The 15,386-nt window shown below is 40.3% G+C and carries 19 protein-coding genes and 1 other annotated feature; of the genes, 4 read left to right on the plus strand and 15 right to left on the minus strand.

Translation table 11 applies throughout. The annotated features are described in order from the left end of the window. Window positions 1-17: 17 nt before the first annotated feature. Together IMZ31_RS13925 and zapA are read right to left on the minus strand one after the other, a co-directional pair. Window positions 18-566, minus strand: a complete 549-nt coding sequence (locus IMZ31_RS13925) for a CvpA family protein (protein WP_207527930.1) — start codon at window positions 564-566, stop codon at window positions 18-20. After that, window positions 559-834 carry a cell division protein ZapA gene (gene zapA / locus IMZ31_RS13930; RefSeq protein ID WP_036784522.1) on the minus strand — a complete coding sequence of 92 codons (276 nt, stop codon included), beginning with the start codon at window positions 832-834 and terminating at the stop codon, window positions 559-561. The genes IMZ31_RS13925 and zapA overlap by 8 nt, the downstream gene beginning before the upstream one ends. A 159-nt stretch (window positions 835-993) precedes the next feature. Here zapA and rnhC point away from each other — a divergent pair, with 159 nt between their 5' ends. Both rnhC and IMZ31_RS13940 read left to right on the plus strand, forming a co-directional pair. Then, complete coding sequence (gene rnhC, locus IMZ31_RS13935) at window positions 994-1,932, plus strand: ribonuclease HIII (RefSeq protein ID WP_207530408.1); 939 nt, start codon at window positions 994-996, stop codon at window positions 1,930-1,932. 127 nt (window positions 1,933-2,059) lie between these two features. Further along, the gene (locus tag IMZ31_RS13940; protein WP_207527932.1) at window positions 2,060-3,457 is read left to right on the plus strand and encodes an alanine/glycine:cation symporter family protein; all 1,398 of its coding nucleotides are present in this window, start codon (window positions 2,060-2,062) and stop codon (window positions 3,455-3,457) included. Window positions 3,458-3,554: 97 nt separating this feature from the next. Here IMZ31_RS13940 and IMZ31_RS13945 read toward each other — a convergent pair whose 3' ends face one another. The 4 genes from IMZ31_RS13945 to IMZ31_RS13960 form a co-directional block, all read right to left on the minus strand. Further along, window positions 3,555-4,379, minus strand: coding sequence for a YitT family protein (locus IMZ31_RS13945; RefSeq protein WP_207527933.1), 825 nt, complete (start codon window positions 4,377-4,379; stop codon window positions 3,555-3,557). Between the two features lie 138 nt (window positions 4,380-4,517). After that, window positions 4,518-6,950 (minus strand): phenylalanine--tRNA ligase subunit beta, encoded by a 2,433-nt coding sequence (gene pheT / locus IMZ31_RS13950; protein WP_207527934.1) that lies wholly within the window; start codon window positions 6,948-6,950, stop codon window positions 4,518-4,520. A gap of 13 nt (window positions 6,951-6,963) precedes the next feature. Beyond that, window positions 6,964-7,998: a phenylalanine--tRNA ligase subunit alpha gene (pheS, locus tag IMZ31_RS13955; protein WP_207527935.1), complete on the minus strand. Its 1,035-nt coding sequence runs from the start codon at window positions 7,996-7,998 to the stop codon at window positions 6,964-6,966. A gap of 366 nt (window positions 7,999-8,364) precedes the next feature. Continuing rightward, complete coding sequence (locus IMZ31_RS13960) at window positions 8,365-9,102, minus strand: TrmH family RNA methyltransferase (protein ID WP_207527936.1); 738 nt, start codon at window positions 9,100-9,102, stop codon at window positions 8,365-8,367. Between the two features lie 112 nt (window positions 9,103-9,214). On the opposite strand from IMZ31_RS13960, the gene sspI reads away from it, so the two are divergent. Continuing rightward, entirely contained in the window at window positions 9,215-9,433 is a 219-nt protein-coding gene (sspI, locus tag IMZ31_RS13965; protein ID WP_036784506.1) for a small acid-soluble spore protein SspI, read from the plus strand. A 33-nt stretch (window positions 9,434-9,466) separates the two neighbouring features. Here the strand turns inward: sspI and IMZ31_RS13970 are convergent, their stop codons facing one another. From IMZ31_RS13970 to IMZ31_RS13980, 3 genes are all read right to left on the minus strand, one after another. Beyond that, window positions 9,467-9,727, minus strand: a complete 261-nt coding sequence (locus IMZ31_RS13970; RefSeq protein ID WP_207527937.1) for a hypothetical protein — start codon at window positions 9,725-9,727, stop codon at window positions 9,467-9,469. A 161-nt stretch (window positions 9,728-9,888) separates the two neighbouring features. Beyond that, entirely contained in the window at window positions 9,889-10,974 is a 1,086-nt protein-coding gene (locus IMZ31_RS13975) for a M42 family metallopeptidase (RefSeq protein ID WP_207527938.1), read from the minus strand. A gap of 75 nt (window positions 10,975-11,049) precedes the next feature. Continuing rightward, window positions 11,050-11,538, minus strand: a complete 489-nt coding sequence (locus IMZ31_RS13980) for a dUTP diphosphatase (RefSeq protein WP_207527939.1) — start codon at window positions 11,536-11,538, stop codon at window positions 11,050-11,052. Window positions 11,539-11,847: 309 nt separating this feature from the next. Here IMZ31_RS13980 and IMZ31_RS13985 point away from each other — a divergent pair, with 309 nt between their 5' ends. Beyond that, window positions 11,848-12,243, plus strand: coding sequence for a sigma-w pathway protein ysdB (locus IMZ31_RS13985; protein ID WP_207527940.1), 396 nt, complete (start codon window positions 11,848-11,850; stop codon window positions 12,241-12,243). A gap of 51 nt (window positions 12,244-12,294) precedes the next feature. On the opposite strand, the gene IMZ31_RS13990 is transcribed toward IMZ31_RS13985, so the two are convergent. The 6 genes from IMZ31_RS13990 to IMZ31_RS14015 form a co-directional block, all read right to left on the minus strand. Further along, a complete protein-coding gene (locus tag IMZ31_RS13990) occupies window positions 12,295-12,867 on the minus strand; it encodes a TVP38/TMEM64 family protein (protein ID WP_207527941.1) in 573 nt (190 codons plus the stop codon). 90 nt (window positions 12,868-12,957) lie between these two features. Next, window positions 12,958-13,227, minus strand: coding sequence for a DUF1294 domain-containing protein (locus tag IMZ31_RS13995; protein ID WP_207527942.1), 270 nt, complete (start codon window positions 13,225-13,227; stop codon window positions 12,958-12,960). A 96-nt stretch (window positions 13,228-13,323) separates the two neighbouring features. Beyond that, window positions 13,324-13,680, minus strand: a complete 357-nt coding sequence (rplT, locus tag IMZ31_RS14000; protein ID WP_036784486.1) for a 50S ribosomal protein L20 — start codon at window positions 13,678-13,680, stop codon at window positions 13,324-13,326. A gap of 41 nt (window positions 13,681-13,721) precedes the next feature. After that, on the minus strand, window positions 13,722-13,919 hold the full coding sequence (rpmI, locus tag IMZ31_RS14005; protein ID WP_188654324.1) for a 50S ribosomal protein L35: 198 nt from the start codon (window positions 13,917-13,919) through the stop codon (window positions 13,722-13,724). A gap of 38 nt (window positions 13,920-13,957) precedes the next feature. Then, the gene (gene infC, locus IMZ31_RS14010; protein ID WP_036784481.1) at window positions 13,958-14,464 is read right to left on the minus strand and encodes a translation initiation factor IF-3; all 507 of its coding nucleotides are present in this window, start codon (window positions 14,462-14,464) and stop codon (window positions 13,958-13,960) included. A 98-nt stretch (window positions 14,465-14,562) separates the two neighbouring features. Further along, window positions 14,563-14,689, minus strand: a sequence feature (ribosomal protein L20 leader region). 164 nt (window positions 14,690-14,853) lie between these two features. Further along, entirely contained in the window at window positions 14,854-15,372 is a 519-nt protein-coding gene (locus IMZ31_RS14015; RefSeq protein WP_207527943.1) for a hypothetical protein, read from the minus strand. Window positions 15,373-15,386 lie beyond the last annotated feature (14 nt).

Raw genomic sequence — 15,386 nt, forward strand, 5'->3', positions numbered from 1 at the left:
CTCGCATTAGAGAAGTTTTAAAGGTGCGGTGATACATGCTCAAACCACAAGGTCTTTATTTGACCGGAAAATAAAGGCGTATGCTCTATAATGGTTTGTGCTATGAATGAATCTTCAATGGCACTTTGGATTATGTTGATTGGCACAAGAGCCGATATGTATAAAAAGATAAACAATATGAAATACATTTCTATAAATCCTAGTGCTGCTCCTAGTATCCCGTTAAATGTATGAATAATAGGAAGGTCTGCTAAGAAATCTAGCATCGAAGCAATAATTTGCATAACAACTTTTACGGAGAAGAAGATCACAGCAAAGGCAATAGCATGGTAGAATGCTCCTTCTAATGGAAGAGAATCTACAAATACTGCCCAACTTGACCCTTCCGGCAATTCAGGATAAGGAATCCAAAGCTGCAATTTAGGAGATAAATCATCATAGTACACGACCGCCAAAATGAATGCCACAATAAATCCAGTCATATGAAAGAGCTGTAATACAAAACCCCTGCGTAAACCTACCAATATCCCTAAAACTAATATTCCTAATAATAATAAATCAATCATGGTCTGAACGATCCTCTTCTTTCCTTTTTGATTCAACTATACTTGTATAATCTTCTTTTAGCTTTAAGTAATCATTCATGGTGTTAACCGCTGTTAGAACAGCCAGTTGCGCAGTATCCAATTTGGGGTTTGTCTCTTGGATCTCTTTCATCTTTTGATCCACTAGACTAGCCACCATACGTATATGGTGCGATGGCTCCTCTCCTACGATCTTGTATGTTCTATTATGTATATCGACCGTTGTTCTTCTTTTGTCTGAATTCGACACAGAGATATGCCCCCTCACCCACATTAGAATCCTAAACTTAATATTAACATGAAGCTGTTCAATAAGGAAAGCGTTGTCCTCTCTTTACCTCTATTATTCAGCTTTATCTTGCAATTTGATATACTGAAATTATTCGTTTTTAGAAGGAGATGATACATGTTGTCCCAAACAGTCCTCAAACTACCGACTGGTCAATTATATAAAATGCAAAGTTATTACAAAGCGTCATTAAAAGGAAATCCACCACCTGGCGCTGTATTTTCGGCAAAAGTAAACGGTTGTTCCGTTACCGCCTATAAATCTGGAAAAGTATTATTCCAAGGACCCAATCACGAGCAAGAATCCAGCAAATGGGGAGCGGCAAATCCTTCTGTGAAGAAGAAAACAAATAAACCCTCTCCTACCGAATCACAACATGCTCCTCCATCCTCCCTATACACTTCTAGCCACGCTGGGTCTGATGAAGCTGGGACAGGGGACTATTTCGGTCCAATTACAGTCGCTTGTGCATACGTACGAGAAGATCAGATTGCGGGGCTCAAAGCAGCAGGAGTTCGAGATTCAAAGAGTTTAAAAGATCCACAAATTGAGCAAATCGCACGTAAAATTGTACAAATGGAAATCCCTTATTCACTCGTTACCCTGCATAACGAAAAATATAACCAGTGGCAGAAAAAAGGATGGTCTCAAGGAAAAATGAAGACGATGCTTCATCACCACGCTTATAATAAGCTCTTGCAAAAGATGAGTCCTAATCAACCTGAGGGATGGGTGATTGACCAGTTTGCAGAACGTTCCATTTATGAGAAGCACTTGCGCTCTGAAAAAGCAACCCTACAAGACAATGTTTATTTCTTGAAGAAGGCTGAATCTTATTCAATCGCCGTAGCTGCTGCTTCTATTATTGCTCGTACAGGATTCGTACGTCAGATGGACAAGCTCTCTGAACACGCTGGAATCTACTTACCTAAAGGAGCGTCACAAAAGGTAGACCAAGCCGCAGCGAAGCTTATAGAAACTAAAGGAAGCGATTGCCTTGAACAATATGCGAAAGTACACTTTGCCAACACAGAAAAAGCATACAAATGGATAAAATGAAGTTCACTCAAGCCGCACCATATAAATGGTACGGCTTTTTTATTATCTTTTCAGACGATTCAATATACAATATCAGGGTATATATCCAATATATAACATAAATAACTTATTTGGAGGAGATTGTTAAATGGAATGGTTATCCTTAATTTCAAACTTCTTATGGAAGTACGTGTTATCTGCCCTCCTTATTTTTGTCGGGCTTTTCTTTACAGTAAGACTAAAATTTTTTCAGATTCGACATTTTGGACATATCCTTAATCAAACTGCAGGACAAATCTTCAAAAAAGACAAACAAAAAGGTTCTATTACCCCTTTCCAAGCTTTCACCTCCTCGCTCGCCTCGACAGCTGGAGCTACAAATATTGTTGGAGTTCCAGTAGGGATCTACTTAGGAGGGCCAGGTGCGTTATTTTGGATGTGGATTATTGCTTTAATCGGAATGGCAACAAAGTATGGAGAAATCGCAATGGGATTAAAGTATCGTGAAAAGAATAAAGAAGGAATTTGGGTAGGCGGACCACAGTATTACATTCGTAAAGCACTAGGGTGGAAAAAAATCGCGTTTTTGTTTGCATTTATACTTATGATCGAACTTATACCAAGCATAATGGTTCAATCTAACTCCATTACCACACAAGTACAGGGAGCCTTTGGTTGGGACCGATGGATTACTGGTTTAATTATAACGGGAATTGTAGGAATTATTGTCTTTGGAGGTATTAAACGAATTGCTAACGTAACAGATAAAGTTGTTCCCTTCATGGTTCTCACATACTTAACCATTTGTTTAATCGTAATTGGGGCTAATATCTCTCAAATCCCTTCTGTATTTAGCCTAATCTTCACCCATGCATTCACGCCGATCTCTGCGACAGGAGGATTCGCCGGTGCAGGATTTGCACTTGCCTTACGCTGGGGAATCGCTCGAGGTTTATATTCGAATGAAGCCGGACTTGGGACAGCTCCGATCACCCACTCTGCGGCTCAAACAGATCATCCTTCTAAACAGGCGTTTTGGGGCGTTTTCAGTGTATTTATAGATACGATTATTATATGTACCGTCTCTGGATTAACCGTTCTTGTGACAGGGGCTTGGACAAAAGTCGATTCATCTGAAGAAGCCTCAAACATGATTGATATTGCTCTCTCGACCATGTATGGAGATACATTTGGGGGTGGATTTATTTCTTTGTTCCTCCTTTTCTTTGTACTAACTACCATAGGAGTATTAGTGTTCTTCGGAGAAAAACAGGCAGAATATCTTTACGGATTAAAAGCGTCTTGGATTATGCGTTTCGTATATATCGTATCTATTTTTGTGGGTGGTATAGGTGGATTAGAGTTTGTCTGGCAATTCCTCGACTTAATGTTAGCTGCTGTCGTCGTATTTAACGTGATTCCTCTCTTCTTCATGAGAAAAGAGATTATAGAACTAACGGATGATTACTTTAACCGAGTATACAAAGGAAAAGGCACGAAACCAAAGATTACTCTATTCCATGACCAAGATCCGCCTAGTATGTAACTATTAATCGGCCACCTCCTTCAGCTTAGAAATTAGCGGAAGTCAAAAAAGCGAAAGCTCCTTTAAAAAGGAGCTTTCGCTTTTGACTTTTCACCTTTTATTTAAAACCACCACCGAAGGCATTTCGTACATCGTGGATGACGACAAAGGCTTGCTCATCAACTCCATTTATAATTCTTTGAAGTTTAAAGGTTTCTTGTTTATGAACAACCACGTACAATACTTTCTTGTCTTTTTTTGAATACCCACCATAACCTTCTAAGACTGTAACCCCTCTTGGTACGTTAGAGTTGATAGCTTCTAATACCTCGTCTGGAGTCTCTGATATAATTGTCACGGCTTTTCGCATGTTAAGTCCGTCCACTATAAATTCAATCGCACGAGCACCAACATATACAGCAATAACGGTTAAAAGTGCCTTTTGCTGCCCAATTACAAAGACAGATCCTCCAATAACAATCATGTCAATCAATAAGGTTGCATTGGCCATACTCCAGCCCCAATTCTTTTTCATCATTTGCGAGATGATTTGGGTCCCACCAGAAGTACCACCTGCACGAAAGATTAAACCAATACCGCCCCCGGCAAAGAGTCCTGCGTATATTGGAGCAAGTAATGAATCAGATTCAATCGGTGTCCCTAAATGTTCCGTAGTCCATAAAAAGAGGGACGTTGTAAAGATTCCAATAAAGGTGTAGATCATCATTTGCTTATCCAGATACTTAAAACCAACCAATATGAGAATCGTATTTAAAATAAATGTCGATAGTCCTGTAGACAAATCAAATACGTAATATAATACAATCGAAATACCAATGATTCCACCTTCTGATAGTCCATTCGGAATTGCAAAGTAATTAATTCCTAACGCGAAGATAAAGGAACCTATTATGATAAGTGCTACGTTTTTTACATGTTGCACTCCATCACCGCCCTTCCCCTTTTTACTTGTATTATGGGGGATGCCTTACGGTAATATCAACCATCACCTTTTAATGACGGAACGTATTGTCAATGATAATAAAAACCCCCTCTTTGGAAAAAGAGGGGGTTTTAGGGTTTAGGCGCGTAGTTCTGCGTTGTATTGTTCTTTTACTTTATCAAGAATTGCATGGTGCGTTTCTTCTACTTCTTCGTCCTTTAACGTACGAGTAGGATCCAAGTAAAGAAGAGAGAAGGCTAATGATTTCTTACCAGCTTCTAGATGTTCTCCCTGATAAACGTCAAAGACTAAACAATTCTTAACAAGTGGAGCCCCTGTTTCAAGAATCGTCTTGCGTAGATCTCCTGCTGCTACATTCTCATCGACCACAAGCGCGATGTCGCGACTGATTGATGGATAACGAGGGATTGCCGTGTACGTCTCTTCTGAGGAGATCGCTTTAAACACTTTTTCCAGATCCACATCGAAAACATATGCTTCTTTTAAATCATATCCTTTTTGAAGTGTAGGGTGAAGTTGACCAACATGACCAATCGTCTCCCCATTTAATTTGATCAATGCTGTACGTCCAGGATGCATACCATCTACTTGACCTTGTTGATAGGAGATTTGCTCTTCGATATCCAAATAGTCAAATAAACTGTCTAGGATGCCTTTCACAACATAGAAATCTACGTTTTTCTTTTCTTGTTGCCAAGGGTGTGTTAACCAGCTACCAGTAAGCACACCTGCTAAACGCTCTTTCTCATCAGGCTGCTTTGTTAAAACAGCTTCTTCCGTTACATAGATGGAACCAACTTCATAAAATGCAACGTCTTTTTGTTTACGTGCTACATTATAAGATGCAGAAGCTAGCATTTCAGGTAACGCACTAAGTCGAAGGTGGCTATGCTCTTCACTCATAGGCATAGCTAAGTGAACTGGGCGAACATTTTCTCCTTTTACATCAGGACTCACTAATAGATTCGCACGCTCTTCTGTCGTCAAGGAATACGTAAGGGTCTCAGAAAGCCCAGCGCCTTCAAGGTAACGACGTACTTTACGACGCAATGCTTGATACGCAGTTAAGCCTCCAGCATTACCAGCCCCTTGTGGCATCGTGAATGGGATATTGTCATAGCCGTACATACGTCCAATTTCCTCCACCATATCTTCTACTAGAGAAATGTCTCCACGGCGCGTCGGGATGCTCACAGTAAACGTTTCTCCCTCTTGTTCATAAGAGAACTGCAGTTTACGCAAGATATCTTGAATATGGGCATCGTTCATATCTGTTCCTAGAACATGGTTCATGCGTGACGTCGTGAATGTTACTGTCTTTTCTTCATAGGACATTTCATTGTAAGCAACCACTCCATCTAGCACTTCACCGCCAGCATACTCGGACATGAGTTGCGCAGCACGAAGACCGGCGCGTTGAACTCGGTCAGGATCAACACCTTTCTCGAAGCGAACAGAAGCTTCACTACGTAACCCATGGTCTTTAGCAGCTGAACGAACCGCTTGTGGATCAAAGTAAGCTGCTTCTAAAAGAACGGTTGTTGTTCCTTCGTGAACTTCAGAGTCAGCTCCACCCATAACACCTGCAATGGCTACAGGTTCTTGACCATTCGTAATGACAAGGTGGGCAGAAGAAAGGGTTCTTTCTTCGTCATCCAACGTCTTAATTGTTTCTCCTTCTGATGCTCGACGAACGACAACTTCTTTACTTCCAAACCGATCATAATCAAACGCATGAAGAGGCTGACCGTATTCAAGTAAACAATAGTTCGTAATATCTACAACATTATTAATAGGACGAATTCCTGCTGAAATCAAGCGGTTGCGCATCCAAAGCGGGGCAGGACCTACTTTAATATTTTTCACGAGCATAGCACCATAATAAGGATTTAAGTCACCGTCTTTAACAGTAACAGAAACAGCGTCTTCTGCTTTCTCTTCCGTAATTTGTACTTCTTCATCAGGGAAGTTAAGTGGTGTATCTAATATAGCCGCCACCTCATAAGCCACTCCCATCATGCTTAGGGCATCCGAACGGTTAGGGGTTAAACCAAGTTCAATGATAATATCATCAAGGTTTAATAAGGAAGAAGCGTCAGCACCAATCTCAGGGTCGCCATCAAACACAAAGATTCCTTCAGCAAATTCAGCCGGAACGTACTTCTCATCTATACCTAGTTCTTGAAGAGAACAGATCATACCAGAAGATTCTTCACCGCGTAACTTTGCTTTTTTAATTTTAAAGTTTCCAGGTAGTACTGCTCCAGGTTTGGCAACAGCTACTTTCTGACCTTGAGCGACATTTGGAGCCCCACAAACGATTTGCAGAACCTCGTCGCCAACGTCCACCTGGCATACATTTAATTTGTCAGCGTTAGGGTGTTGGTTGCATTCTTTAACATATCCGACAACAAGGTTCTCGATCGGTTCACCAAACGGCTCTACCCCTTCAACTTCAATACCTGTTTTAGTAATTTTTTCGGCTAGATCTTCTGGTGTTAGCCCTTGAAGATCCACGTATTGTTTTAACCAGTTTAATGATACAAACATGCTTTTCTCCTCCTTACGCCTTATGGAATTGATTCAAGAATCGTACATCGTTCGTGTAGAAATGGCGAATATCATCGATACCATACTTCAACATAGCAATACGTTCAGGCCCCATACCAAAAGCGAAACCTGTATATTCATTCGGATCATAACCTGCCATCTCAAGTACATTCGGGTGAACCATTCCAGCACCTAAAATTTCAATCCAGCCTGTTCCCTTACAAACAGAACATCCTTCTCCACCACACATCTTACAAGAGATATCCATCTCAACAGAAGGCTCTGTGAACGGGAAGAAGCTTGGGCGTAGGCGGATTTCACGCTCTTCACCAAACATTTGTTTAGCAAAAGCATTTAAAACACCTTTTAGATCACTCATACGAACATGTTTATCTACTAGCAACCCTTCAATTTGAGTGAATTGGTGAGAGTGTGTAGCATCATCTGTGTCACGACGGTAAACTTTTCCTGGACAGATCACTTTAACAGGACCTTTCCCTTTATGTTGTTCCATTGTACGAGCTTGTACAGGTGAGGTGTGCGTTCGCATTAAGATCTCTTCGGTAATATAGAAGGAATCCTGCATATCACGTGCTGGGTGACCTTTTGGTAAATTTAAAGCCTCAAAGTTATAGTAGTCTGCTTCAACCTCAGGACCTTCTGCAATTTCAAAGCCCATCCCGATAAACAGATCTTCAATTTCCTCAATTAAACTTGTCAGAAGATGAGGCCCCCCTGTTTGAGCAGGGCGTCCAGGAAGCGTAACGTCAATCGTTTCTTCCTGCAGCTGCTTCTCAAGTGCTGCTTCTTCCATTTTCTTCTGCTTCTCATCAATGGCCGTCGAGATTTCCTCACGAACATCATTTGCCATTTGTCCAATAACCGGACGTTCCTCCTTAGGAAGCTTTCCCATACCGCGAAGAACTTCAGTAATTGGGCCCTTCTTCCCTAAGTATTGAACCTTTACATCTTGAAGAGCTTTCGCATCTTCAGCTTGTGCAACCTTTTCAAGGGCTTCTGTTTTCAGTTCTACTAAGCGCTCTTGCATCTTAATCCTCCTCTTAAATCTATCGTCATTTTTTTAAACATAAAAAAGTCTCCTCCCTCAATAAAAGGGACGAGACTTGTTCGATATGGTTTCGCGGTACCACCCTTGTTGACATTCCTCATGTAGGTAATGTCCACTTCATCATTGATAACGGATTCTTCATCCGGAACACTTTTACTCATAAAACGAGGTCCCAGTGTCAGCTCAAGAGTGAAAATTCAATGATTGAACGACCTAGGAATGCTCGCAGTCTAAGACATCCCTTCCCTGAAGATCGCATGGGTGGCAACCATTTACTGGCTCTTTCAACGCTATACTTTATTCAACTAATAGCTATTATAGAAAAGCTAAAAGCTCTTTGCAACCTTAGTTCCTTAAATAATACATTAAAATTCCGGCTGCGATTCCAACATTCAAGGACTCCGCTCGCCCATAAATGGGAATCATAACCCTTTCATCAGCTTGGTCTACGTAAGTTTCTTGCACCCCTGCGCCTTCATTGCCCACAATTAAGGCAACAGGCCTCGTTGGTTTACAGTCAGAATAATCTTTTGCTTGCTTTAATGAGGTAGCCCATACGGAAATTCCTTCTTCTTGCAGTCGAGGAACCCATTCTGATAAATCGCCCTTAAAGAAAGGAATATGAAAAACAGACCCTTGAGTAGCACGTAGAACCTTATCATTAAATGGGTCTACCGTTCCTTTACCACCAATAACTGCATCAAATCCTGCGGCATCTGCTGTTCTGATTAACGTCCCCAGATTCCCAGGATCTTGCACAGCATCTAAAACCAATATACGTTCAAAGGATTTCCATTCTGGGGCATCCATTTGAACAACTGCAGCAATGCCCTGGGGCTGTTCTGTCTCGGTAATCTCGTTGAAAACTTGAGAAGCAACGTACGTATATTTATAATCTTGCCATTCGTTTTGAATTTCAATATCTTCACGAATAATAAGTTCAAGAACATTCCACTGGCTCTGTAACGCTTCCTCTACAAGATGGAATCCTTCCACTAAAAACGCTTGTTCTTGGTCACGGGTCCTTTTTCGTTGTAACTTCTTCCATCGTTTGACGGATGGGTTTTGAATTGATTCAATCATATCTTGTTCATCCTTTTGTTCGCACTTGAATTCCCTATCTTATCATACATATTTCTATTCACCCGGGTCAAACTATAATTAGATCGTATCCTTAAGAAAAGAGGTGGAAGAGTTGAACCTTAACCTAAGAAACGCTATTTTAAATAATATCTCTGGTAACAACCAAGAACAAATTGAAGCAACGATTCAAGACGCTATTCAAAGTGGCGAAGAGAAAATGCTTCCAGGACTTGGTGTTCTCTTTGAGCTTTACTGGGAGAATGCAAATGAGGAAGATAAGAAGGAAGTTCTCGAAACACTTGAAAACCACGTCCAAAATATGAACCAGTAATGGGAAGAGGCTGCTCCACGAGACAGCCTCTTTTTAATCCAAATGACTTTTGATAAACCGTAATTCCCCTATAAGACACTGGACTTCTTCTGCTTCTAACATCATTGGCATCTGGTCATTAATCGTAATAGCTGTCGATTGTCCTTGATGGTGCTCTAAATAATTCAAAAGTTCTTCTACTTGATCTTCTGATAAGTTTGAACCTGTCTCAACACTCTTTACTGATTTCACATAAAATGAATCCAAATCATGAGCAAATTCTCCTTCAAAAATGTTTCCGTTAAACACACTCATTTGTGACTCCCTACTTTCATTTATTCATACCCTTAGCCTCCCACACCCTACATAAACATATCCATCGAACATCATTAATAATACCTTTTTTCGTATAGAAAGAAGCTTAATAAAAAAACGCCTAGGAGGTGATTCCCCCCTAGACGTTAAGATATTATACCTTAGTTAAATGTAATTTGTTTTACTGTCTCAGCGTCCATTCCTTTAATGACTTCTACGATTAATTTCACCGCATTCTCAAAGTCATCACGATGGAGCATAGCTGCATGAGAGTGGATGTAACGAGTCGCTACGGTAATGGATAAAGCAGGCACACCATCTGCTGTGAGGTGAATGGATCCCGCATCTGTTCCTCCCCCTGCAATCACATCGTACTGGTAAGGAATTTCGTTTTTCTCAGCTGTATCAATCACATGATCACGTAATCCTTTATGAGAGATCATAGATGCGTCATACAGAATGATTTGAGGACCTTCCCCCATCTTACTTGCTGCTTCTTTATCAGAAACACCCGGTGTATCTCCTGCAATTCCCACATCTACTGCAAATCCAATATCAGGATTAATGGCATTTGTGGATGTTTTCGCACCACGAAGTCCAACCTCTTCTTGAACCGTTCCTACACCATATACAACATTCGGATGTTCTTGCCCTTTTAATTGACGCAGAACTTCAATCGCAATGGCACAGCCAATACGGTTATCCCACGCTTTTGCAAGAAGCATTTTTTCATTCGGCATTTGAGTAAACTCAAAATATGGAACTACAGAATCACCTGGGCGAACTCCAAATTCTTGTGCTTCTTCTTTAGAAGATGCACCAATATCAATAAACATTTCTTTAATATCAATAGCTTTCTTACGTTGTTCAGCTGGCAGGATATGAGGTGGTTTAGAACCAATAACTCCAGTAAGGTCACCGTTTCTCGTCATAATTGTAACACGCTGAGCCAACATAACCTGACTCCACCAGCCACCTACTGTTTGGAAGTAAAGGAAGCCGTTGTCGTCTATGCGAGTAACCATAAATCCTACTTCATCTAAGTGACCAGCAACCATAATTTTAGGTCCGTTTTCTTGCCCCACTTTTTTAGCGATTAAGCTCCCTAAATTATCCGTATACACTTCATCTGCATAAGGGGATATGTATTTCTTCATCACATCGCGTGGTTCTCTTTCATTACCCGGTACCCCTTTCGCGTCTGTTAAATCTTTCAGCATTGTAAGGGTGTCATCCCATTTAGCCATGCTAATTCCTCCTTCTATGTACTCATGCTATTCATTATAACGCTTTTTTGAAAAATTCACAAAAATCACTAAAACTTAATAACCATCTTCCTGACGTTGATGGTTCACTTCGTTTTTGTCGTAGTACGCGTCTTGGATAGAATGCTCAGAAAATCCTAACTTTACTCCTAAGTCCAAGAACGTCTTAAAGAGTTGCTGGTAGTGCATATCAGTTGGAGACTCTTGAAAAAGGTGAATTTCACCAAATACCTTATGAAATTGATCCGTCAAAGCACCATCAGGAACTTCCTGTTGCTCTTGCTGAAGATAACGATATCCCTTCTCAAGCCCAAGTGATAGAATAAAGTGAAGTCCATCTACGTACTCTTCAAGAATCACTTCATCTTCCTTCGGAGGTTTAGTACTCCAGAATTTAAAGCACCTTGTCTCATTTGCAAGCTCTCCAATCTCCACAAGAAGGGCCATTACTTTTTTTCTAAACAAATCCTCATGTTCCAACCCATGTTCCGTTTCAATTCGCTGGTCTAATTGCTGCTGCATCGTAAAGAGTGTCTCCCAATTCATATTATGTAGCTCCTTTAAACTGTTTTGTTCGATTATAGCACGGGTATCACGTTTATTAAAAAAGATGTTGTTCCAGACCAGGAGCGTAATCTCGAACAATCGAATGGTCAGAGAATGTTTCCGTTGCTTTAATTGAGTGTAAGGCGAGTCGTTCCCCAGACACCCCCACCACACAACTAATGCAACGGACCTACCCTTTGTAGTTCGTAAAATAATAGACTATTTCACAAACCTATATAAAAAGTTGAAACGTTTTGTAACTTGGTTCGTATGGAGAGGTAGATAGATTCGGTAAGGGAGTCGATCAACATGATTATCATTTTGTTTAGATTTTTAATTTTACTTGCTGCTACCCTCCTGATTTACACAGCATACAAATACATCATGAATCCAAAACGAAAATTAGAACTTGCTCAGGAGAAAAAGCAGTTTTATTTTTTAGATGACCCCGAAAATGTAAAGAAGAATTTTTTGCTCACTTACAAAGGAGTACTGTTTGAAGGAGAGAAATACTTAGGTACAACCGAAAACTCTTTTGATGTGGTTTCCATTTCTGTGTGGACAAGGCAGCCTAATACTTTAAAGGGCTTTGAACGAAATGATCTCTACTTCGTCGAGAAGGAGATTCTGATTCATTACCCTTACGCCAAAGTCGAATGGAAAAACCCCGTAAATAAATTGGTGCTGAGCCAGCAAAATGACTAGGCTTTAGGCGCACAACCACAAAGGCCCACTCGAATAATCGAGCGGGCCTTTTTATGCACCTGCTTGGAAAAAGTCATCCCATTTAATTACGATTTCCTTCCGCCTTAATAAATAGATAAAGGTTAATAGCATTAATAAAAAACCTGCCATGACAAATGGTGATAACCTCGATATCCACTGACCAACAGAGGTATAAACGACCGCTAATGGGATATTAGAATAAAAGGACGTTTTCATATAATCTTTAAACCCCTGTGACATTTCAATGATGCATAGCGATATTAGATGAAAATGAATAAATGGCACTAATCGAAGTAATGCAATTTGAGAGGTGGAAAAGCTAGAATGCTTCCCAAATAACTTATGCTTTAATTTCACAAGCTTTTGAAGAGTCTTTGGCATCCATTGGCTCATTTTATAAAATAATAAGCTAGATAAGGTCACACCAATCACACTATAAATAGACCCCGTAACGGCGCCAAACAAAATCCCGCCGGAAATGCAAATAAATGCAACAGGTAAAAATAAAAGTGGACGTAGCAGGTGAAAACTTATGAAGAGTAGCGGTGCAAAAAAGCCACTTGCCTCCAAGACGGTCATAGCGACTGTCCCAAACTGATTCATGATGAACACACCCCTTCCGTCCAGCGGTATAGTACATACTTATGACAGAAGACGAGCGGTTATGACAATAACTCTTTACCAGCGATGTCACTAATACCTCATCGTAACGAACACGACTAAAAAGCAATGAGCAATCAACGTACTTGGTACCCCGATCACAAAAGCGGTGTGCTTTGTTTTGTGCCGAAACCACTTCATCCCTAAATAGGAACCGAGCGACCCTCCTATAAGCGTTACAATCCATAGTTGTTTTTCTGAGATTCTCCACTCTTCTTTAACTGCTCTTGATTTATCCTGTTGCATTTGAATCAATGCGACGACGTTCACAGCAACAAGATACCAAATGAGTATGACTCCCATCTATAGCCCCCCTATCCTTCAAATCATTTGTAACCACTATATCTAAAAAAAGCCATTTCCCTATACGGTAGGAAAATGGCTTTCGTCTGATTCTGCTTATTTAAGAGCGGCTTTAGCTTGTTCAGCTAGTGCAGCGAACCCTTTTTCGTCAGTAACAGCAAGATCAGCTAGCATTTTGCGGTTAACTTCAACGCCAGCTAATTTAAGTCCGTGCATTAGACGGCTGTAAGAAATGTCGTTCATACGTGCCGCAGCGTTAATACGTGCGATCCATAATTTACGGAAATCACGTTTTTTCTGACGACGGTCACGGTATGCATACTGACCTGATTTCATTACCTGTTGTTTTGCTGTTTTGAAAAGAGCATGTTTTGAACCATAATAACCTTTAGCAAGCTTTAAGACGCGCTTACGACGTTGGCGAGTGACTGTTCCACCTTTAACACGTGCCATAATAGTTCCCTCCTGTATTTCAACTTAATAGTTAAATTCGATTATTTCTTAGGAAGCATAGCTTCGATACGCTTTAAGTCGCCACTAGAAACTAGTGTGTCTTTACGTAATTTACGCTTTTGCTTTTGAGATTTGTTAGCGAACAAGTGACTAGTAAATGCGTGAGAACGTTTAACTTTGCCACTGCCTGTACGACGAAAGCGTTTCTGAGAACCTTTGTGAGTCTTCATTTTTGACATGAGTAATTCCTCCCTTTAGAAATATGTTAGAATCACGTTTATTGCTTCTCGTTTACTGGTGCGAGCATCATAAACATGTTACGACCTTCCATTTTCGGTTTAGTTTCAACCGTGGACAGATCTTTACATTCTTCAGCCAAGCGATCAAGCACTTTTTGGCCTAATTCTTTGTGAGTGATTGCACGTCCGCGGAAACGAACAGCTGCTTTCACTTTATCGCCCTTCGATAAGAACTTACGCGCATTGCGTAGCTTCGTATTGAAGTCATGTTCTTCGATACCAGGGCTAAGGCGAACTTCCTTCACGTTAATGACTTTTTGCTTCTTACGCGCTTCTTTATCTTTCTTCTGTTGCTCAAAGCGATATTTACCATAGTCCATGATACGACATACTGGCGGTTTCGCATTTGGAGCTACCATTACAAGATCAAGATTTGCATTAGCTGCAATATCTAAAGCCTCGTTTTTGGATTTAACGCCTAATTGGTCTCCGTTTGAATCAATGAGACGAACTTCGCGAGCACGAATCTTTTCATTGACGATCATATCTTTGCTAATAACCAGCCACCTCCAAGGTTTATTAAAAAGGTTTATATACGTCTGTTTATAGACAAGTGTATCTCAATCATGGTTGTAATTTCAGACAATCAAAAAAAGTGTCGGTACACATACTGCACCCACACGTTTCCCAATTACGTTTAGAAAATCATACCTGGTAACTACTCATAAGAGTGTCAATCAGGTGAGAAGCGGGTGCTTCTACTTGTCTCAGACAATATTAAGTTTACCTTATTGAGAATAGCACGTTTAAAAAACAATGTCAAACGTAAACCAATCTTTTTTGATGCACATCTTCTGTGCATGACTTTTCAAGGATATATGATATGAGGTATATTTGCAACCAAAATTTTAAATTAATCCTAACACCATCAACTTTATCTCGGTACTTTACTTCCATTTCCTACGTGAGTGTAATCCCATATTATCACATTTTTTAATTCGTCATTAATATAATAATCTAAATCGTGTAGAATGCGATGTACAGTTTTTAGATATTTTGCCTCTTGATCAAAACGGGCCTCCCGTAAGAAAAAAAGAGCGTTATCGAGATCTTTCTTAAGCGATTCATTCTCCACCTTCTCAAGCAGGCTCATTAGGTGCTTGTCCTGCCCTTTAAGTTCCTCAAAGCTTTTTCGATCAAGTGTTAGATACCGTTTCCAACCAAGCGCATCGTTAAACTGCTCATGCATCTCTCCTACTGTTTCGTTAATTTCATTCAAGTGCGGTTCGTTACCAATAACAACCTTACCAGAACCCGCTTCAATTCCCAGAGTGCCTTCACCTTTTGAATCCTTGTCTTTTGTGCCTTGATTAATAACAACCGCAAAGAGAACGCCGATTGTCATAATAGATGCTACCGCAACAGCTATAGAAACCTTTAAAATTCGAGACAATATAGAACTCTCCT

The sequence above is a fragment of the Pontibacillus sp. ALD_SL1 genome (genome assembly GCF_017355605.1).

Coding starts and splice junctions, on each gene's coding strand:
- IMZ31_RS13985 (WP_207527940.1), top strand. CDS start 11,848: ATGATTATCATTTTGTTTAGATTTTTAATTTTACTTGCTGCTACCCTC.
- rpmI (WP_188654324.1), bottom strand. CDS start 13,919: ATGTCAAAAATGAAGACTCACAAAGGTTCTCAGAAACGCTTTCGTCGT.
- IMZ31_RS13970 (WP_207527937.1), bottom strand. CDS start 9,727: ATGAGTGTGTTTAACGGAAACATTTTTGAAGGAGAATTTGCTCATGAT.
- IMZ31_RS13940 (WP_207527932.1), top strand. CDS start 2,060: ATGGAATGGTTATCCTTAATTTCAAACTTCTTATGGAAGTACGTGTTA.
- IMZ31_RS13975 (WP_207527938.1), bottom strand. CDS start 10,974: ATGGCTAAATGGGATGACACCCTTACAATGCTGAAAGATTTAACAGAC.
- IMZ31_RS13960 (WP_207527936.1), bottom strand. CDS start 9,102: ATGATTGAATCAATTCAAAACCCATCCGTCAAACGATGGAAGAAGTTA.
- pheT (WP_207527934.1), bottom strand. CDS start 6,950: ATGTTTGTATCATTAAACTGGTTAAAACAATACGTGGATCTTCAAGGG.
- infC (WP_036784481.1), bottom strand. CDS start 14,464: ATGATCGTCAATGAAAAGATTCGTGCTCGCGAAGTTCGTCTCATTGAT.
- IMZ31_RS13990 (WP_207527941.1), bottom strand. CDS start 12,867: ATGAATCAGTTTGGGACAGTCGCTATGACCGTCTTGGAGGCAAGTGGC.
- IMZ31_RS13925 (WP_207527930.1), bottom strand. CDS start 566: ATGATTGATTTATTATTATTAGGAATATTAGTTTTAGGGATATTGGTA.
- pheS (WP_207527935.1), bottom strand. CDS start 7,998: ATGCAAGAGCGCTTAGTAGAACTGAAAACAGAAGCCCTTGAAAAGGTT.
- IMZ31_RS13995 (WP_207527942.1), bottom strand. CDS start 13,227: ATGGGAGTCATACTCATTTGGTATCTTGTTGCTGTGAACGTCGTCGCA.
- rplT (WP_036784486.1), bottom strand. CDS start 13,680: ATGGCACGTGTTAAAGGTGGAACAGTCACTCGCCAACGTCGTAAGCGC.
- IMZ31_RS13980 (WP_207527939.1), bottom strand. CDS start 11,538: ATGAATTGGGAGACACTCTTTACGATGCAGCAGCAATTAGACCAGCGA.